This is a genomic window from Amycolatopsis echigonensis, from assembly GCF_002846615.1.
GTDB lineage: Bacteria > Actinomycetota > Actinomycetes > Mycobacteriales > Pseudonocardiaceae > Amycolatopsis > Amycolatopsis echigonensis.
Genome location: NZ_PJMY01000002.1, coordinates 503,352 through 521,333 on the forward strand (window position 1 = coordinate 503,352; position 17,982 = coordinate 521,333).

At 68.4% G+C, this 17,982-nt stretch carries 16 protein-coding genes and 1 pseudogene; 5 read left to right on the forward strand and 12 right to left on the reverse strand.

Features of this window, described 5'->3' with window-relative positions:
- Positions 1-62: 62 nt before the first annotated feature.
- The 6 genes from ATK30_RS04035 to ATK30_RS04060 all read right to left on the reverse strand — a co-directional run bounded on the left by ATK30_RS04035 (position 63) and on the right by ATK30_RS04060 (position 8,667).
- Positions 63-656, reverse strand: a complete 594-nt coding sequence (locus ATK30_RS04035; RefSeq protein WP_101434357.1) for a methyltransferase domain-containing protein — start codon at positions 654-656, stop codon at positions 63-65.
- Positions 657-776: 120 nt separating this feature from the next.
- On the reverse strand, positions 777-1,895 hold the full coding sequence (locus tag ATK30_RS04040) for a hypothetical protein (RefSeq protein ID WP_101434454.1): 1,119 nt from the start codon (positions 1,893-1,895) through the stop codon (positions 777-779).
- Positions 1,896-1,900: 5 nt separating this feature from the next.
- Positions 1,901-3,994: a methyltransferase, FxLD system gene (gene fxlM, locus ATK30_RS04045; protein ID WP_101434358.1), complete on the reverse strand. Its 2,094-nt coding sequence runs from the start codon at positions 3,992-3,994 to the stop codon at positions 1,901-1,903.
- Positions 3,995-4,039: 45 nt separating this feature from the next.
- On the reverse strand, positions 4,040-5,290 hold the full coding sequence (locus tag ATK30_RS04050; protein ID WP_101434359.1) for a lanthionine synthetase C family protein: 1,251 nt from the start codon (positions 5,288-5,290) through the stop codon (positions 4,040-4,042).
- Positions 5,287-8,349 (reverse strand): lantibiotic dehydratase, encoded by a 3,063-nt coding sequence (locus ATK30_RS04055; protein ID WP_244194495.1) that lies wholly within the window; start codon positions 8,347-8,349, stop codon positions 5,287-5,289. The genes ATK30_RS04050 and ATK30_RS04055 overlap by 4 nt, the downstream gene beginning before the upstream one ends.
- Before the next feature lie 132 nt (positions 8,350-8,481).
- Complete coding sequence (locus ATK30_RS04060) at positions 8,482-8,667, reverse strand: FxLD family lanthipeptide (RefSeq protein WP_101434360.1); 186 nt, start codon at positions 8,665-8,667, stop codon at positions 8,482-8,484.
- Positions 8,668-9,114: 447 nt separating this feature from the next.
- Here ATK30_RS04060 and ATK30_RS04065 point away from each other — a divergent pair, with 447 nt between their 5' ends.
- From ATK30_RS04065 to ATK30_RS04085, 5 genes are all read left to right on the forward strand, one after another.
- On the forward strand, positions 9,115-10,398 hold the full coding sequence (locus ATK30_RS04065; RefSeq protein ID WP_009151813.1) for a helix-turn-helix domain-containing protein: 1,284 nt from the start codon (positions 9,115-9,117) through the stop codon (positions 10,396-10,398).
- Positions 10,399-10,412: 14 nt separating this feature from the next.
- A complete protein-coding gene (locus tag ATK30_RS04070) occupies positions 10,413-10,772 on the forward strand; it encodes a hypothetical protein (protein ID WP_075849235.1) in 360 nt (119 codons plus the stop codon).
- Positions 10,765-11,280 (forward strand): NUDIX hydrolase, encoded by a 516-nt coding sequence (locus ATK30_RS04075; protein WP_101434361.1) that lies wholly within the window; start codon positions 10,765-10,767, stop codon positions 11,278-11,280. Before ATK30_RS04070 ends, ATK30_RS04075 begins: the two co-directional genes overlap by 8 nt.
- 152 nt (positions 11,281-11,432) lie before the next feature.
- Positions 11,433-12,656, forward strand: coding sequence for a helix-turn-helix domain-containing protein (locus ATK30_RS04080; RefSeq protein WP_101434457.1), 1,224 nt, complete (start codon positions 11,433-11,435; stop codon positions 12,654-12,656).
- Positions 12,653-13,201: a flavoprotein gene (locus ATK30_RS04085; RefSeq protein ID WP_009151797.1), complete on the forward strand. Its 549-nt coding sequence runs from the start codon at positions 12,653-12,655 to the stop codon at positions 13,199-13,201. The genes ATK30_RS04080 and ATK30_RS04085 overlap by 4 nt, the downstream gene beginning before the upstream one ends.
- Positions 13,202-13,284: 83 nt before the next feature.
- On the opposite strand, the gene ATK30_RS45960 is transcribed toward ATK30_RS04085, so the two are convergent.
- From ATK30_RS45960 to ATK30_RS04110, 6 genes and pseudogenes are all read right to left on the reverse strand, one after another.
- Positions 13,285-14,187 carry a hypothetical protein gene (locus tag ATK30_RS45960; RefSeq protein ID WP_244194512.1) on the reverse strand — a complete coding sequence of 301 codons (903 nt, stop codon included), beginning with the start codon at positions 14,185-14,187 and terminating at the stop codon, positions 13,285-13,287.
- Between the two features lie 312 nt (positions 14,188-14,499).
- Positions 14,500-14,676 (reverse strand): annotated as a pseudogene (locus tag ATK30_RS45965) (helix-turn-helix transcriptional regulator); the annotation flags it as partial.
- 96 nt (positions 14,677-14,772) lie between these two features.
- Positions 14,773-15,405 (reverse strand): PIG-L deacetylase family protein, encoded by a 633-nt coding sequence (locus ATK30_RS04095; protein ID WP_009151795.1) that lies wholly within the window; start codon positions 15,403-15,405, stop codon positions 14,773-14,775.
- Positions 15,402-16,259, reverse strand: coding sequence for a 5'-3' exonuclease (locus ATK30_RS04100; protein WP_009151794.1), 858 nt, complete (start codon positions 16,257-16,259; stop codon positions 15,402-15,404). The genes ATK30_RS04095 and ATK30_RS04100 overlap by 4 nt, the downstream gene beginning before the upstream one ends.
- On the reverse strand, positions 16,259-17,380 hold the full coding sequence (locus ATK30_RS04105; RefSeq protein ID WP_009151793.1) for a glycosyltransferase family 4 protein: 1,122 nt from the start codon (positions 17,378-17,380) through the stop codon (positions 16,259-16,261). Before ATK30_RS04105 ends, ATK30_RS04100 begins: the two co-directional genes overlap by 1 nt.
- Positions 17,373-17,936: a phosphoribosyltransferase gene (locus ATK30_RS04110; RefSeq protein WP_101434362.1), complete on the reverse strand. Its 564-nt coding sequence runs from the start codon at positions 17,934-17,936 to the stop codon at positions 17,373-17,375. Before ATK30_RS04110 ends, ATK30_RS04105 begins: the two co-directional genes overlap by 8 nt.
- Positions 17,937-17,982 lie beyond the last annotated feature (46 nt).

The window sequence follows — 17,982 nt, forward strand, 5'->3', positions numbered from 1 at the left end:
AGCACCCACGTTAATCGGTCCGAGCGGCGGCTGGGAACGCCACCACCGCCCGACGAAACGGTTCAACACGCTGACTTGACAGGGAACCGCAGCGGGGCGACCAGCCGTGCTCCGGGGGCAAGTTGCCGCCACCACGAGGCGGGTATGTCCCAAGGCGAGACGGTGGCGATCATGCGGTCGTACGGGGCGTGGTCGGGGTAGCCGTGCCCGCCGTCGCCGGTGATCACGTGAACGTCGCCGTAGCCCGTGGCGGCCAGCGCTTGTGAGGCTTTCGCGGTGACGTCCGGGTCGATGTCGATGGTGGTCACCAGGTCCGCGCGGCCGGTCAGCTGGGCAAGCAGGCTGGCGTTGTACCCGGTTCCCGCGCCGATCTCGAGGATGCGGTTGCCCGGTTGGACGTCGAGTTGGTCGAGCATGGCCGCGACCAGCCACGGCGCCGACGCACAGGACAACGACCGGCCGTCGTCGAAGCGATGGGTGACTACCGCCTGCCACGGGTCGTAGGCGACCGCCAGGTCGGCGTCCGGTACGAACTCGTGCCGCGGTGTGTCGAGCAGGACCCGCTCGACTTCGCTTCGCTGCGCGTGTCCGGCTTTCCGGATTCTCTCGACCATTGCCGCACGCAACGCTTCCGGCGAAGTAGTGGTGGTGTGCATCGGTTCCTTCGTGTCAATGGTCGTCGGGTTGGCGAGTACTGGCTAATGATCGACACGGACTGCTTCTCGGACAGAGGAACCAAACCCGTTGTGGTGTAACGGCTTCGATTGGGACCAGCATCACGAGCTTGCTGGAAGTTTGACGTTGGACGACGTCGCATTCACCTTGCGTGCCATGACCTCTTCGGCGGAGGCGAGTGCTGTCGTGAGGTCTGCCAGCAGCGGGGCAGGGAGTGTGCCGCTGCCAAGTGCACACGCTTCTACCAAGTCGGCCATCTCGCGTGCTTGGGAGTCGGTGAGCAGCTCGCGGCAGCCATTGTGGGTGAGCACGTCGCGGGCGACGTATCCGTCTCGTGTAGCGGTGGCGTGGTCGATCAGATTGACGGCGATCTGGCGGACGGATGGATCGTCGACAGTGCCGATGGCGTCGATGAAGGACAACCCGAGCCGTGTGTGGAAGACCGCCAAGCCTGGGGCGGAGACGTCGAGGCCGTGGTACCGGTTCACGAGCGCGGCCAAGTCGGCGTCGCCCGAGGTGCACTGGATGGTCAGGCAGGCAGTCACGGCGTTCTCCCAGGGGTCTCCTGGTGTTGTCTCGGCCAGGAGGGCAAGGGCACTGTCGGTGTCCCTGGATACGGCGTGGGCGATGACCGCGATCTGGCGACCGTCAAGCATCCGTCGCCCGACGCCCTTGTACGCGTCGAGCCGGGCGCGTGCCTCCGCCCAGCGGCCGGCTGCGGCCAGAGCGCGGCCACCGGTCGCCAGCAGGACTGCCCACAGCCAGCTGCGGATGTGCTGGTGCGTCTCGGCGGAGTCGGTGAGTTCGGCCGGGATCTCGATGCCGTCGACGATGGCGTCAGTTCGGGCGGAGACCGCGGTGAACAGGGTGTCCATCAGCGCGAAGGCGCGCTCGCCCTGACCCTCGCGGATGTAAAGACGGGCGAGGTTGGTGATCGGTTCGAGAGCGAGCCGGGCTACCTGCGCGCCCAAGGGGCGGACGCGCAGGTAGATGTTCACCTGCTGGTGGCACCACCGCCGGGCCAGTTCGGGCAGGCCGCAGTCGGAGGCGATGAGCGCCGCGTTGTTGTGCACGGCGGCGGCTTCGGCGAGGTCGCCGCTGTGCTCGACTTGGCGTGCTCGGTCGCACAGCTCGGCCACCCGCCGGGCCAGCGGGAGGCAGGCCGGGCGGGTTCGGGCAACGAGGGGGAAGCGGCGCGCGAACTGGCCGGCGGGGTCCACGGGCGTCACTCCCAGGTGACGGTCATGGGCTTGGTGGGGCGGTCCAGAACCACGAAGCCGGGGTTGGTGTCCGGCTGGGGCGCGGTGTCGGGAATGGCGAATCGGACGGTGCTGGAGCGGAAGCCCTGGTCCCACGTCGAGATCTCGACCGAGACCTGCTCGGCGAGTTCCTGCGCGTTGGGGCCGTGGCCGATGACGCCGACCTCGTAGCGTCGGCCGCCGTCCGGATCGGGGTCTGCGGCGCGGATGGTGAGGTAGGCGAGGCTGCCGTCGGCGGCGGTGGTGGCCATCGCCACCGAGGGGAACATCGGCCGCACAAGGCCGCTTTCCTTCGCGGCGGGAGCGACCTCCATGCGCATCAGCGGGTTGGGCAGGTGGCAAGCCAGCCAGAGATCCAGCCATTCGAAGGATTCCATTGGGACGAAGTGCACGCCGGTCCACACTTCGCAGGCAGGACTTTCAAAGACCCCGGTCAGGTTGTCCGGGTCGGTGGCGTGGTTGTTGTCCTTGTGGATTTGCAGCGTCACCTCCCCGGTACCGGTGAGGTCCAGAACGCGGCGAGCGTCGTCGCCAAGGCCACGCAGCGGCATGAAGATCGCCATCTCGCTGCCCAGGCTGCGCCAGCCGTCCTGGTCGCGTTCGAAGACGATGCTGCGGGAGGCGCATCCGCGCAGGCGCACCGGAGCCACCAGGCGTCCGCCGGGTGCGAGCTGGTCGAGCCAGGCAGCCGGGACCTCGTGGGCGCCGACGGTGGCGATGACGCGGTCGAAAGGCGCGGTCTCCGGGTGGCCGAGCGCGCCGTCGGCGGCGACCGCCTCGACGTTGCTGATGCTGGCGGCGGCCAGGTGCTCGCGGGCACCGGCAACGAGGTCCTCGTCGATGTCGATCGTGGTGACATGCCCGTCGGCGCCGGTGAGGGTGGCCATCAGGGCGGCGTTGTAGCCGGTGGCCGCGCCGAGTTCGAGCAGCCGCTCGCCGGGCTGGATGCCGAGCTGTTCGAGCATCATGGCGACGATCTTGGGCTGGGACGCGGCGCTGATTCGGGTGCCGTCGCCCTCGTGTTTGGTGTAGACGGGCTCGTCGGCGTACGCCTCGACCAAGGGGACGTCGGGCAGGAACAGGTGTCGGGGCACCTGCCGGAACGCGGCCTCCACAGCGTCGGTGCGGACGGTGCCGTCCTTGACGAGGCAGTCGGCGAGCTTGGTACGCAGCTCGTCGGCGGAGCCGGTGGAAGCGTCACTGACGGTGGTTGTCATTGCGGGAACCCTAACGGTGTTGGAGGTGGTCCCGGCTGGTGCCTGCCGGGTAGGCGTGCTGTGGAAAACGGTGTCGACGGCCAGCGCGGCGATGGTGGCCTGGTCGGTGCCGGAGAGACCGGCGCGGTTGGCGTGGAAGATGAAGTGGTGCGCCAGAACGGCGCGCAGGCCACGCTCGAGGTGTCCGGGGCGAGCGAGTTCGGCGAGTTGGCGGCCGGCCGTGTCGAACGCTGTCCACCAGGTCTCGGGAACCACGTCGGGGGCGACGTCGGCGACCTTGTGCGTGTTGGTGGTCATCAGTCGGCGCACGGCTTGGCTCAACCGCTCGGTGTGCGGAGAGTTGTTGGAGTGGGGTTGGGCGGTGGGCCGGAGCGCAGCCACCTTGTCCCAGACGTCGCCCTGCTCGAACCAGTCCAGTCCGGCGGCGCGCAGCATCGAGCTGAACAGCAGGACGGTGGTCTCTCTCTGACCCAAGGCAGCGGGTTTCGTGGCACGGGCGAGGCAGTGGCGGCTGTCATGGTGAAACAGCGAGTGCGCGATGTCCATCGCGGCGGGTCCACCGAAGGCAAGGGTTTCGGGTTCGTAGATGCCGCGAGTCCAGCGCGCGAGATGCCCATCGGCCTCCAGGTCGGACAGCAGCGTGTCGACCGCTTTGGTCTCGGGGTTGACCGGTTGGTAACGCAGTCGCCAGGCGGGTGTCTTGCGCAGGTGCCACCACGTGTTGAGTTCGCCGTCCTGCTGGGCCTGGTCGAGGGCGGGTACGAGCAGGGTCGCGGCGGTGTGCTCGGCCGTTGTCGGGTCGGCGAACTCGACAAGGTAGTGGTGCCAGCTGTCCGGCAGCATCAGCGCGGAATCTCCTCTCGGTCGGACGGATCAGGTTCGGACGGATCAGGTGATGAGCATGCTGGTGTCCCAGCCTGTCGCGGGCTCGATCTCAGCGGCGAGCGCAGCTACGCCGACCCCGGCAGCGCCTTCGAGGAAGCCGGGGCTTTCGGGAACGGCCTGGGCGCAGGCGCGGTGCAGCATCTCGGTGGCCAGCCCGCGGAGTCGGGAAGCGGCCGGCTCCAGTGCGTCGATGGCGGTGTGAGCGGTGATCCGGGCGAGTCCGGCGTAGCCGTGGCACAGCGAAGCGTCGCTGATCAACGCATCCTGTTCCGGGTCGGTCACGGCACTGATCAGGGCTTCTTCTGCGGTCTGGCGGCGATCGGCGTCGTCGAGGGCCAGGGCGGCGAGGTGCAGGGTGCGGGCGATGCCTGCTGTTCCGTAGCACCAGCTCGGGCGTCGGCTGGCCCCGCTGTGCCGCACGTGCATGGGCGTCGACCGTGCCTCGTCTCGGGTGATCATGTAGGGCCACCGGTGTCCGCTCGGAGTGCTTATGCGCCAGGAGTCCAGCCAGGCGCAGATCGTCGCGACGGCCTGGCGCTGCCCGTCCACGGCGATGCCCCGGCGCAGGGCCTGGGCCAGCAGTGCCAGCGGGCCGCCGATGCCGTGTGCGACGCCGAAGTTGCCGTGGCCTCCGGGGAACTCGTCGTCCGCGTGGCCGGTGGGACCGGTGAGGGTCCACCACCCCGGCATGGCCTCTCCTTCGACCATCACCGGTTGGGTGAGCCGCACGAGGGCGCCTAGAACGGCCGGCAGGGCGGTGCCGTCGGGGTCGTGGTGCAGTAGATGGGCACCGAGACCAGCGAGGCCCCGAATCGTGTCGAACTCGGCCATCTGCGGCAACATCCCGACGGCATCCATGCGCTCGTGGGCCTTGTCGACGCGGTTGTGGGCGTCGGCGGCGATCTGCCGGGTCAAGGGCGTAAGGGCGGACTGGTACGTGCCGGGACGGACTGTGGCGGCGCCCGCGAGGGCGCGCGCGACTGCCGGCGCGCCGTAGAACAAGCCGGTGCTCGCTCCGGCGGTGATCGGCTTGCTGGTAACGGCGGTCAGCCAGTCGTGGGCGCGGTCGAATGGCCGTATCCCGGCGGCTGCTAGCTCGATGTGCAGCAGTGCCACGCCGGGAGCGCCGTGGGCGAGGGATTGGTGCCACCACGGCTCGTCCGTGGGCAGGTGGGCGGCGTCCGGCCGGGCGAGGCGATCGGCGATCCCCGTCGCGTACTCGACCGCGGTGTTCGAGGCGAGGTCGGCGTTCATCGCGGTCCTCCGGTGCGGGCGGCGAAGGTCAGGGCCGCGGTCCGGGCCAGGTAAAGGCACACCGCCTTGTCGTCGGGTTCGATGCCGTAGGCCCGCAGGAAGTGCGTGTGCAGCAACGAGCCCAAGGCGGCGTCCGGGTCGACGCCCTCGGCCTCGGCCTCGGACAGGTGCGCTCGGTAGGCGGCTACGGTCTGGGCGCGCTCGGCCCATGTCGCGACAACCGAAGCCGCACCTGGCGTGCTGCGCAAGGCACGGAAATCGTCGGAGGGGTCGGCGAGGCATCGTGCCTCGGCGAACACCGGCCGGGGCAGGACGGCAGGAGGTTTGGCCGGGACATGGTCGATCAGCCACCGCATCCCGGCTTCAGTCCCTCCCATGAAGGCGACGGCGATGGCGGCGAAGTTCGCCGCGGCCAGAGCATGGTCGTGCGTTCGCGCGGGCCAGGCGAGCTGGGCGAGCACGGCGCGGGAGTCAGCCGTGAAGAACGCCTCGACGGCTGACAGTGCCGCACCTGAGCCCCAGCGGCCGGTCTCCGGGTAGGAGGTCGCGAAAGCGATGTCACGCAGCAGGCCGAGGCGGCGGAGCCGGTCGGCCCAGGCGCTGACCCGGCCAGCCGCCTCGCCGAACACCACTGGCTCTGCGCTGCGGAGACTGATCCGCAAGCGCAGGTAGTGCTCGTTGCCCTCGCGGAATCGCAGAAACCACCACCGCGGTTGGGCCTCGCCCCACTCCGCCAGCAGTGCGGGCAGGTGCTTGGCGAGCACGCTGTTGTGACGTTGCGGGTCGCCGTAGAGCTTGGCGAACAGCATGGGGGAACCACCCGGCGACAGCCCGTGCTCACCTGGCCGGACGATCCGCTGGGACGTCGGGCGTGGTGGTCGCGTCGTGGCCTGCGGCTGATAGCTGGCCATGGGCACGACGACGTCGTGAGCACGGCCATCGAGCCATCCGGCGGCGTTCTCAGCGGGTCCTTCCTCCAGCACCGCGTGGGGGTGGGTACCGAGGTGCTCGCGCAGCAGGACCCGGTGCGTTTCCTCGACGAGATCGAGCGGCAACCGCCAGTCCCCGTCGACCAGGAACACCGCCTGCGGAAGGCGGCGGCGGGTGCGCCATTCGGCCAAGGCGCCCTCCCAGGTCGCCCAGCTGGAGGTCCGGTCGGGAAGGTCGGCTGCGACCAACCGCCACCGGGCCGGGGATAGCACGATGCGGCCGAAGCGCAGCCGGGGAAGAAACGGCAACGTGGCCGCCGTGCCCCAGTCGAAGTCGGTGACCTCCGCGCAGTGGGCGCGGGTCAGTTCGACCAGGAGGCGGGCCAGCGGCGGAGTGTGTTTGCGCAGGTTGAGTGCGTGCAAGCCCCACGCTTCGACCCTCGCGCCGAGGGCGGGTGCGGTCAGATACAGGCGGTCGCTGTCGCAACTGACCGCCAAGTCCGCCGCCGTGAGAACCGCTGTTGACGCGGCGGTGTCGCGGTGTTCGGCGAGGCTGACGATGGTTGGCAGGACCTGGGCGCTGCGGGCGACGTGTGCGGTGGCGGGATCCAGAGGCGGGAATGACAACTGGGCCTGGATTACCCCGTCAGACGCGGGCGGGGCGAGCGGCGTGACCAGCATTCGGCGGTCGTGTTCGTCGAACAGGTGCAGGAATCGGCCGCTGACGACGCCGGCCGATCGCGAGACTGAGGTAACGACGAGCTGAAAGTTGCCCTGCTTCAGGGCTTGCTGGCTCGGGGAGTCCACGCGGGCGCACAACTCGAGGTGCGAGGGCAGCCGCATCGAGTGCACCGGCGCCAGCTCCAGCTCGGCGATCAACCTCTCGTCGAGGACGACCTCTTGCTGACCGTCCAACGCGGCGGCCTGGGCCAACGCCAGCAGCCGTTCATCCCGAGGCGTCTGCTGGGGTCGTATGACCACTCCGCTGGTGCCGGGGTAGCCGTCAGGCCAGCCGATCCCGCTGTCGGCGATGACCTCGAGCAGTGGCACCTGGGCACCGGTGCCGAACCGCTGGTAGAAGCGTCGGTGGAAGTCCGCCCAGGCTGCCGTACTGCTGGCGCGGGAGGTCAGTCGCGCCAGGACCAGCGCGGCACGTTCCGCTTCGCGGGCGACTGCGCCGGGGAGCACTACGTCCAGGTCCAGCCGCAGGTCGACCGTGACTGGGCTCCGCCGTGACGGAGCCAGGCAGCTCATGGACGCGGCGACGTCGGTCCGTAGCCTGCGCCGCGCTTCCGCTGGGCTGTTCCGATGTCGCCGCAACATGTCGTGGATGTCGTTCAGCGTCATGCACCACTCGGTGGCAGCCTCGCCGACCGTGGCCAGCTCGCGCACCAAGTGGCCAAGTGCGTCGGGCTCCGTGCTCGGCGCATGGAGGTTGGTGACGAGCACGCGACGAGCGACCAACGTGGCCAGCAAGCCGGTCACCGTGCTCCCGGCGGCACTCGGGAACTCGGCCTGAACCTGCTCGCGCATGTCATCGAAAGGAATCGGTGTCCGCGCAGCTCGCACGGCCGCGCGCACCGGGCCGGTGTAGCGAAGTCCGACTTCGACCGCGCCGGTGCCTCGATGGTTGACGGTCGGCTGGTACGGAACCACAAGCCGCTCACCGCGTACCATCAACGTGGAGTTCGCGACGAGGACCAAGCGCTCCAGGATCTCGGCCTGACCTTCCAACCGTCGGATGACCTCGGCCAGCCACCCGGCGTCGGCCGCAGCGTCTGCGCGATGATCATCGCCCCAACGCTGAGAGGGATCCGCGTCGAACCGCGCGGCGGCGACCCCGGCGAACAAGCCGTTGGGGGTCGGACGGCCGGTCAACCGTGCCAGGTACCGCAGAACGGACAGCACCACGCGCCGGGATTCGCGCTCGTTGGCAACCTGAGCACCACACAGGTTGTGGACGCGGTCAGCAAGGACAGGGCTGGCCAGGCCGATGGCGTCACGGACGGCTTCGACCTCCCACACTTCGCGCAGCCAGTCCACCCATTCGGTGACGGCGTCGGCCCCGGTCGCAGTCAGCGCCGGCCATGGCGGAAGTTTCAGCTCGCCCTCTGCAACAGCTCGGACCAACAGGCCACCCGCGGCTCGAAAGCCGACGCGGTCGGGCAAGGCCGTGGACACGGGACACCTTTCCAAAGCGACGGATGGAAACCGGACGCCCGCCCAAGAAGCCCCAGGCGGGCGTCCGGTCGCTCGTGACAATCAGGCGGCGCTGATGCAGGTCGACTTCTCGCATGTCGTCCCGCAGCCGTCATCCGTCATGTTGATCAGATGCGCCGGGTCCACCACCTCGACCAGCGTGATGTCGAGGTCGAACTCCGAGCCCATCTCGACCCCCGCGGCGGGCGTGGCCACCGTGGTCGGCGACCACTCCATCTGAACCGTCACAGATCCTCCTTCGTGGGTTTACGCTCCGAGTCCCGGCGAGTCGGCCGTGACTCGCCCGCCAGGCGGACCAGCCCGGAACTCGACCGAGGTACCGAGCGCTCCCGCCAGCACACCCGCGAGCGGAATTCCATCGAAGTGGAGGGCAGTCTCACCACCACACACCCCTCGGCGGCACGTCCCGGTGAAAGACGCTTCCGGATACTCGGGCTGCGCCGAAGCGGAAGCTCGCCCGGACCGCAGCGATATCAGTCAACCCCTGGTGATCAACGACAGCCAGAGCGCCGACGCGGCGTCGATGAGGCGGCAATGAGGCGTCACCACCTCTGACCTGCATAAACGTCTTTTCAGAGGCGGTAGTCCGAACGGGTACAGCTCGCCGAGCGGGTGATCAGCCTTGACCCGTAGCTGGCTATCGTGGCAGGTGACCGACGGGGTGAGGTGGTGTTCATGGGTGACCGACGAGATGCCTTCGCCGCGCGGCGTGAGCAGATGGGTTTCACCCAGGAGAGCTTCGGCGCGGCGGTGGGCGTGGAGTTCTCCACGGTCGGACGCTGGGAACGCGGCACCCTGACCCCGCAGCCGTACCGTCGACCGTGTTTGGCTAAGACCCTCGATGTGAGCCTCGACCAGTTGGATGCGTTGCTCACGCCAAACCGGCAAGCTTCTACCGTTGCCACTGAACCAGCCGACCCTGCGGAGGCCGACGACATGAACCGTCGCGACCTGCTGCGCTTGTTCAGCATGACCGGCGCGTTGCTCGCGCTTCCTGCTGGCGAGACAGTACTCGGCGACGTCGACCGGCTCGCCGCCACAGCTCACGCGGGCACGGTGGACACGGCGGGAGCAGCAGAGTTCGCCCAGCTCAACTCCCACCTGTGGCGCGTGTACGCACTGTCACCGACCAAGGCCCAGGTGCTGCCGCTGGTCCGAGCCCAGCTCGGTGTACTCAGCGACTCCTTGCGACGACCGCAGACACCGACCATCCGACAACGGCTCTGCGAACTGACCGCCGACCTCTTCCAGTTGGCGGGGGAAATCTTCTTCGACGGCAACCGATACACCGACGCCGCTCACTGCTACACGCTTGCGGCAACAGCGAGCAAGGAGGCCGTCGCTTCCGACCTGTGGGCCTGCGCGTTGACCAGGCATGCTTTCGTCGCCGTGTACGAGCGCCGATTCGCGGATGCCGCGCCGATGCTCGACGTGGCCGCCACCCTCGCACGTCGAGGCGACCCCAGCCTGTCGACCCGACACTGGGTCGCCGTGGTGCAGGCCGAGACCTTCGCCGGCCTCGGCGACTTTGACTCCTGCCAACACGCCCTCGACACCGCTGCTGAGGTCCAGCACCTACGGGGCCAGGTGCACAACGGCGGATGGCTCCGGTTCGATGGCTCCCGCTTGGCCGAAGAACGCGGTACCTGCTATGTCACGCTGGGCCGCCACGACCTAGCTGAAGCGGCTCTGGTCGACGCGCTGCAGGGCACCTTGACCGCCCGCCGGAAAGCAGGCGTCCTGACCGACCTGGCGATGATCGGCGTGCACCGCCGCGACCCGGACCAGGTCGTCACCTACGCCGACACCGTCCTGACTACCGCCCGCCAGACCCGCTCGGGGGTCATCGAACAGAAGCTGCGGGGCCTTCAACCGCACCTCGCTTCCTTGCTCAACGACCAACAAATCCAGCGACTCGATGCCGAGATCACCGAACTCGTCGGCAACCGCGCCGCGTGATGGAGGACGAACGAATGCACAACGACCGTGGCCGCGTGTTCCGCGAGGCGTGGATAGCCGGAGTCACCAAGCACTACCCCGGTGAGCCGAAGCCTGGCTACATCACCCCGTGGGACCAGACCCCGGACTGGGAACGCGACGCCGCGACCGCCGTGTACGACCAGGTCCTCGCCTTCATCAAGGCCACCGACGGCGCCACCACCAAACTGACCCCAGACCAGAAAGGCCGCTTTGTGGCGTTGTGCTGGATCGGCCAGATCTTCAAGCACTTCCCCGAGCCGAAGCCGTCGTACGTCGCGGACTGGAACGACTTGCCGGACTGGCAGAAGGCGACGGACATCGACATCTTCGAGCGCATCGAACACGATGCCTGACCAGGCGACCATCGACGCTGCGGCCGTCGATGCCCGCCTTGCCGAGACCGAATACGACGGCGCTCAGGCGTGGCTGCGCGCACGTTCGACCGCGTTGGAGCCGCTCGCGGCCGAGGTCTGGGTCACCGACCCGGAGCACCGCTACGTGCTGCTCGTGCGGCACCGGGTGCGAGGCTGGGTACCGCCTGGCGGAACCGTCGAGCCAGGCGAGACTCCTCGCGATGCAGCAGCCCGTGAACTCTTGGAGGAGACCGGCCTGCTGGGCAAGCTGCTGTCAGTGCCGGCGGCCGTCGCTGTCCGCTCTTTCCGCGCCGACTGGACGCCGACGCTGAGCCTGTCCTACGGAGCCGTCATCAGCCGCGACACGCCACTCGGCGGGGAGAAGGGACAGCCGCCGAAGTGGGTCGACCTGAACGAATCGTGGGAGAGCGTGTTCCCCGAGGATCGCGACCGAATCCGCGCGTATGTGCGCAGGCTCGCGGCAGGGGACGCTGTAGAGGCGCGCTGATCCCTTCAGCGGCCACCCCGCCCTGACGATTGCACGGGCGGCCTGGGTCGTACGTCTGGACCTGAACGTCCGCCGTTGGCTGTTGACATGGCCGCTGATCAGGTCCGATCAACGCCGGGTAGCGTGGGCGAGCTAGCGAATCAGGAGTGATCATGGCGATACGACGAGATGCCCTCGCAGCACGGCGCGAGGCTCTCGGGTTCACTCAGGAAACCCTCGCCCAGGCGCTTGGGGTGGAGCTCTCGACAACCGGGCGGTGGGAACGCGGAACGCTGACGCCCCAGCCCTGGAGGCGTCCGGATCTAGCCAAGTTGCTCAAGGTGTCCCTGGATGAACTGGACATCCTGCTCAATCCGCCGCAGACAATGGCGGCGGGCCGCTCCTCGGCGACGCGGCGCGAGGTCATGGTGGACGCGGCCCTTCTCGCCGGCTTGATCGCCTCCGAACACATGCTGGGCACCCACAGCGAGGAGCCCCTGCGCCAGCAGGCAACCCTCGTGAGCGCGTCAGCGGGGGTTACAGATCTCCATCGGAAGTATCAGGCCGCCCGCTATGGCGACGTTGCCCGGCGATTGCCTGAAGTCAATGCGGCAGTTGACGCCCTGGTAGCCGGCGGGCCAGCGCGACAACGACGAGAAGCGCTCGGCCTGCAGTGCAGTGTGGCAATCGTGGCGGCCAAGCTGGCGACCAAGGCTGGCGACGGTGAGGCGGGTTGGGCCGCGGCTGAGCGGGCTCGGGAGGCGGCTGAGTCGGCCGAGGACACCTTTGGTCTCGCCGCGGCGGCATATCAGCGGGCGTGCGCTCTGCTGCGCGCGGGCGATAGCGAGAACGCCGAGCAGATAGCGGTCTCCGCCGCCGCCGGTCTTCGAGGCCAGGATCCGCAGAGTGCAACCTGGCGAGGCGCGTTGACCCTGATCAGCTCGGTCATTGCCGCACGTCGCAACGACTTTGCCGCAGCGCGCGAGCGGCTCGATCACGCCGACGAACTGGCACGGTGGCTCGGAGCCGACGACAACATCGGGTGGACCGCGTTCGGCCCAACGAACGTGCTGATCCATCGCACGTCAGTGGCAGTCGCCTTGAATGATCCCCGAGGTACACTCGCGACGGCAGAGCAGTTGGACATCACCGCGTTGCCGGTCGGCCTGAATGGACGCCAGGCTCAGTTCCACCTGGACAGCGCGTGGGCGCACGCGCAGCTAGTCGAAGACCCGCAGGCGGTGATCCATCTGCTGGAAACTGAGCGGGTTGCACCCGAGTTGGTCCGGGCCAACCCGAACGCTCGCTCATTGATCGAGGACTTGCTCGCCCGCGAGCGCCGCCGTGACGTGCCGGCCTTGCGCGGTCTCGCCTTGCGCACCGGAGTGGCCGCGTGAACGTCGATCCGCGGTGGATTTACCTGGTGACCTCAGCTGCCCCGCCGGTGTTGCGGCTCGAGGACTTCATTCCAGCCCTGTACGCCGACGGCTGGGCGGTGTGCGTGATCGCGACACCGACTGCTGCGACGTGGATCGACCTAGACGCCTTGGCCGCAACCACTGGGTGCCTTACACGGGTGCACCCGCGACCGCCCCGGCAGCAGGAGGAATCGCTCCCGCGAGCCGAAGCGGTCCTGGTGGCCCCGGTGACGTTCAACTCGATCAACAAGTGGGCATCGGGCACCAGCGACACGCTCGCGCTGGGCGTGCTCAACGAGATGCTCGGTGCCGGAGTCCCGATCATCGCGGCCCCGTGTGTCAAACCGGTACTTCGTCAGCATCCTGCTTACGCCGACAGCATCGCCCGGCTTGCAAATGCCGGCGTGGTGTTACTCGATCCAGACGCCATAACCAGGCGCGCTGAGGATGGTCTGGCGACATTCGACTGGTCGCAAATTATCGCAGCTCTGCGCGACACAACCGGTTCTGTTGTGGACAGGTAGCGAGGCGCTTGTGCTGCGACGGTTAGGCTTTCCGTTGTCGTCGCGCACACTGCGCCGACCGTCCAATGTAGATCAACGGTGCCTCAATCACCCAGTAGCTGTTCTCGATCACGCCAGCCCAAGCGGAGCAAGGTGAGTGCACTGGCTGACAACCGGGGGCCAAGCCGGTCGATGGCCTCCGCTGTGAACGGCATGTCGGTTCGCCCGCCGCGGCCGATCACCCGTCCCTCGTCGTTGGTGTCCACGAGGTCGGCGAACAGTCGGTCGAATACCACGTCGTCGACCACCGCCACGGTCATCTGGACGGCCCCGAGCTCCAAGGGCTCCATCGCCAGGCCGTAGTGCCAGAGTCGAAGCCCACCCTCGGCGCGTGCTCGATCGAATGATCGGAAGGGCTCCTCGTGTGCGTAGTCGATCGGTCGGGAGGTAGAGCCGTCGTGCTCGGGGTTTCCGAGGAACTCCTCGGAGAACTCGCGCATGATGTTGCGCCACAACGAGAAGTCGTTGCGCACGTCGGCCAGATCGACCGAGGACGGCTGGAATTCACCGGCTGGCATCACGTGGCACAGGCCGCCGCCGTCCGCGACCTTTCCGCCGTCGCGCTCGTGCAGCACGAACCGGTGCTGACCGTCCGACCTGTCACGCCGGATGGTCAGCGTGCTGATCCCCGGCGACATCAGCAGCTGCTGAGGGTCGAAAGGATCACCGATCGCCGCGCGCAGGGGAAGAGCGTTCCAGCCGGGCACTGAGCGGTTCGAGGCCAGCCACGCAGCCTTGAACTCGTGCGCGAGGGCTTGCTTGACGTCGAACACCTCGAAGAAGGTGGTGGTCCCGAAGCTCATCGCCAGTCCGTGATCGGACTGCAGGCCAAGTAGCCGGTAGCTCAGCCGGTTCTCCAGCAGCCGTGGTCGGACGAGGTCCCGCACCGCTCGGCTGTAGCCCGCGTACAGCTCGCCCCGCTCAGTCAGCGGCAGGACGTGCTCCAAGGATCGCAATGGGCGAGTCGGCCGCTGCTGGTCTGACCACGCCAGCCGCACCGATTCCAAGGGAACTGGCTGCTCGAGCAGCCAGCCGGGTCCGGCGAGTACGTGGCCGCCGGGTGCCCGTTGTGATTCCGGATAGAGCCAGGCGGCCAGCTCGGTCAGCTCGCGACCTCGCACCCCTGGCGCGTTCCGCACGTGGAGCCACTCCTGCTGGCTGCGCCGTACGTCAGCTGAAGCGGTCTTGTTCGACGTCGGGGTGGTTGATCTGGAGTCGGTCTGGTGTTTCGTCCGGTGCAGGATGTCGTCGAGTTCAGCGAGGGAGATCCGCAGGCTTGTCGCGAGGTCCGGTCGTTGCCATGGCTGGGGTGCTTGGGTACCCCGTTCCCATCGGCCGATGGTGCCGCGGTCGATACTCAGCTGCTCGGCGAGGCTCTCCTGCGTGAAGCCAGCGGCCAGGCGGTACGCGGCCAGCGGACTCACCGAGTCGACCATCAGCAGACCACCTCGTCAGTCACCGTCGCATCGTAGCGAAATCTCACATATGCGCAGGTCACAGGGCCTGCGCGGCGTCCCTCGATCGGAGCCTGGTCACAATGTCGACGCCGCTGGGAGGCGTCCGAGGATGGGCACCGGTACGAAGTTCTCCGCGTAACGCACTCCGATTCGGGAGCCCCATAGCCGGGCGAGGGTCTCGGCCATGGGACCGAAATGGTCGGTGATCGGCTGCGAGGTGTGGGCCGCGAGCGCGCGCTTTTTGATCTCGTAGGTGTCGGTGATGTCGATGGTGGTGTGTGCGGGTACGGGGCCGTCGGCGGTGAGGCTGTTGTAGGTGTCGGCGGTGTAGACGCGGCGTGGGTGGCCGGTGGCGATGACGACGTCGGGCAGGGCTGCGACGAGCGTTTCCGCGAGATTCCGGTGGTCGGGGTGAACGTCGCGAAGGGGGTGGGTGATGACGATCTCGGGCCGGACGGCGAGCAGCAGTTCGCGCAGGGCCGTCGCCGTGGGTTGGTCGTACTGGTACAGCTTGGCCCCCAGGATCGCCGCTCCGGCCGCTGCTTCGGCATCCCGCACTGGTTCGGGGTGATGCGGAATCGCGACGGTGACGGCGGCCCCGGAGGCGGAACAACGGGCGAGTGTTCCGCCCGCCCAGAGTTCGGCGTCGTCGGGGTGTGCCATCACGGTCAGCACGGACGCCGGAGCGGTGAACGGCGGGGCGGTCACCAGAGTCCGAGTTTCTCGATGACGTCGGCCGGCTTGGGCAGCTCGCGCGTGGGGTGGCCGGTCGGGTGGTGTGGGAGGTCGAGGTCGGTGCGCATCCGGATGAGGTCGCGCCAGGCGAGCACCTGCTCCCAGACGTCGGTGACCTTGGTCTTCTTCGCCCCGGTCAGTCGTCCGGAGGCGAGAAGCTGGTCGAGGTGCAGCCCGCCGGCCAGGAGCTTGGCGGCCGTGCCTTCACCGATTCCCTTCACGCCGGGGATGTTGTCGGCGGAGTCGCCCTTCAGCGCGCAGAAGTCGGGCCACTGGTCCGGTGTAACGCCGTAACGGTCGGCGACCTCGGCCGGGCCGATGTGTCGTCGGCCGCGTTTCATCACGGTGTTGAGTGCGTGGACCCGGTCGTCGACGAGTTGGTAGAAGTCGCGGTCGCCGGACATGATCCGCACATGACGCTCGGGGTCCTGATTGCGGGTGACCTTGACGAGGGTGGCGATCACGTCGTCGGCTTCGGCGGTGTCGATCTCGATCCAGGCGATGCCGTAGTCGGTCAGCGCTCGCTGGACGTGCGGGATCGCGCGCAAGGGTTTGAGCGCGGCTTCGTCGAGGACGCGGTTGGCCTTGTAGTCGGCGTCGCTGTCCTTGCGCTCGGCGGCACCGTGCTCGCCGTCGAAGACCACGAGCACCTCGGGTGGCTCGGACAGTTCTTCGCGGATGGCGACGCGCAGGAGGGCGAAGAACCCGAACTCCGCGGTGAGGTCGCGAGTCTTGTCGCGGGAGAGGATCGCTGCGGGGAATCCGAACGCCGCGCGCCAGAGGAGGTTGTGACCGTCAACCAGGAGCAAAGGGACGCCAGCAGGCATCACCGCACCGCCTTTACGAATGTCTCGGCGACTGTGGTGGGCAGATAGTCCCGCGAGCGGTAGTACGCAGCCCTGGATAGTTCGGCGTAGCGTATCGGATCTTCGAGCAGTTGCTCGGCGGCGCGCCACAGGCCGTGCTCGCCCCACGATCGGGGGACGATCACCCCACCGGCCCCGTCGCCGGTGCCGACCAGGTCGGGAAGGTTGCCTACGTCGAAGGCGACCACCGGGGTGCCGACGCTCATCGCCTCGAGCGCGACCAGCCCGAAGGTCTCGCGCAGCGAGGGCACGATCACCACCGCGGCCTGCGCGAGCCAGGACGGCACCTGGTCCCAGGTCAGGCCGTCGCCGTGGATGGTGCCGAGCTTGAGGTGGGCCGCGGAGTAGCGGGCCTTTTCGAGTTCGGCCGCCTGGCCGCCGGCGGCGATCTCGAATCCGGCCTCGCCGACGATCACCTCGATCGTCCGGTCGACCAGGCGCCCGGCGTCCAGCAAGGCCCGGATGTTCTTCTCCGGCCCGAGCCGGGCCAGGATCCGGATCGGGCCGTGCCGACGCAGGGCTTCCCGTCGTGAGTCGGGTGGCGGTGCGTGGTCGTGGAGCAGGGCGTTGGGCACGATCTGCCAACGGTCAGTGTCGTAGCCGCGATCGTGTGCCTGGTCGAGCACCGTCGGGGACGGCGCGATCACCAGGTCGGCGCGGTCCAGGGCGGGCTGGAGATCGTGGTCGTGGCCGACGACGTGCATGGCCAGTACCGAACGCGCCCGGCTGACCGGCGCGGCTCTGCCGAGGCCCCACAAGCCGTCGGTGTAGACGGCGACGTCGACCCGGTGCTTGCGGTACAGCTCGCACAGTTCGGCGGCGAGCAGGGCGTCCTGGCCGTGGGTGCTGATCGCGTCGCGGAGTTCATCGTCGTCGCAGGGGAAGTCGACGCCCACCGAACACACCCTCACCACGTCGTCGTCAGGGGTGGTGATCGGGGCGGCGGTCAGGATGAGGCTGCGGTGGCCGAGCTGGCGCAGTCCGTGGGCGAAGGCGGCGGTGGCTCGTTCGATCCCGGCCGGCGCGTTCGGAGTGTAGGAGGCCAGGACGAACGCGATGGTCAGCGGAGGCGGGCTAGGCATGGCAGAGCGCCTCCTCCGGGCGTGGCAGAGGGGTGGTGTTCTGGTCGGCGGGCGGCTTTTCCCAGGGAAAGACGACCCAGTCCGAGACGGTCCAGATCGAGTAGTCGGGCAGCGTTGCCGCCCCGGTGTTGAGGCACAGGACTGCGGTCAGGAGCTCCGCGCTCGGGCTGAGCAAGGGCGTGAGGTCGTGTCGGAGGCGGCGGAGGGTGGCGCCGCTGCCGCAGATGTCGTCCACTAGCAGCACCCGGCCCTTCATTCGTTGCCCGTTCAAGGCGCGTGTCAGCGGATCAAGGTCGAGCGTCACCTTGCCCGTGGCCTGCTGATAGGTCGCGTCGCCGGTGTTGTGGCGGGCATGGACCATGCGGGCTTTCACCCCGAGCGTGGAGGCGATCATGCGGGCGGGCGCGACGCCGCCGTTGGCGATGCCGATGACGTGCTCGACCGACTGGTGATCGCGCAGGATCGCGCCAACCAACAGGGTCGTGGCCTCGCGGAGCGAGTCGGGAGTCAAGCGCCAGATCTGGTGGTGCTCGAAGACGCGGCGTGCAGTGGTCATTCGTGGTCCATTCTTTGAGGGGCAAGGGATGTCGCGTCAGTGAGGC

Coding starts and splice junctions, on each gene's coding strand:
- ATK30_RS04075 (WP_101434361.1), top strand. CDS start 10,765: ATGCCTGACCAGGCGACCATCGACGCTGCGGCCGTCGATGCCCGCCTT.
- fxlM (WP_101434358.1), bottom strand. CDS start 3,994: ATGCTGCCGGACAGCTGGCACCACTACCTTGTCGAGTTCGCCGACCCG.
- ATK30_RS04105 (WP_009151793.1), bottom strand. CDS start 17,380: ATGCCTAGCCCGCCTCCGCTGACCATCGCGTTCGTCCTGGCCTCCTAC.
- ATK30_RS04050 (WP_101434359.1), bottom strand. CDS start 5,290: ATGAACGCCGACCTCGCCTCGAACACCGCGGTCGAGTACGCGACGGGG.
- ATK30_RS04065 (WP_009151813.1), top strand. CDS start 9,115: ATGGGTGACCGACGAGATGCCTTCGCCGCGCGGCGTGAGCAGATGGGT.
- ATK30_RS04070 (WP_075849235.1), top strand. CDS start 10,413: ATGCACAACGACCGTGGCCGCGTGTTCCGCGAGGCGTGGATAGCCGGA.
- ATK30_RS04110 (WP_101434362.1), bottom strand. CDS start 17,936: ATGACCACTGCACGCCGCGTCTTCGAGCACCACCAGATCTGGCGCTTG.
- ATK30_RS04100 (WP_009151794.1), bottom strand. CDS start 16,259: ATGCCTGCTGGCGTCCCTTTGCTCCTGGTTGACGGTCACAACCTCCTC.
- ATK30_RS04080 (WP_101434457.1), top strand. CDS start 11,433: ATGGCGATACGACGAGATGCCCTCGCAGCACGGCGCGAGGCTCTCGGG.
- ATK30_RS04035 (WP_101434357.1), bottom strand. CDS start 656: ATGCACACCACCACTACTTCGCCGGAAGCGTTGCGTGCGGCAATGGTC.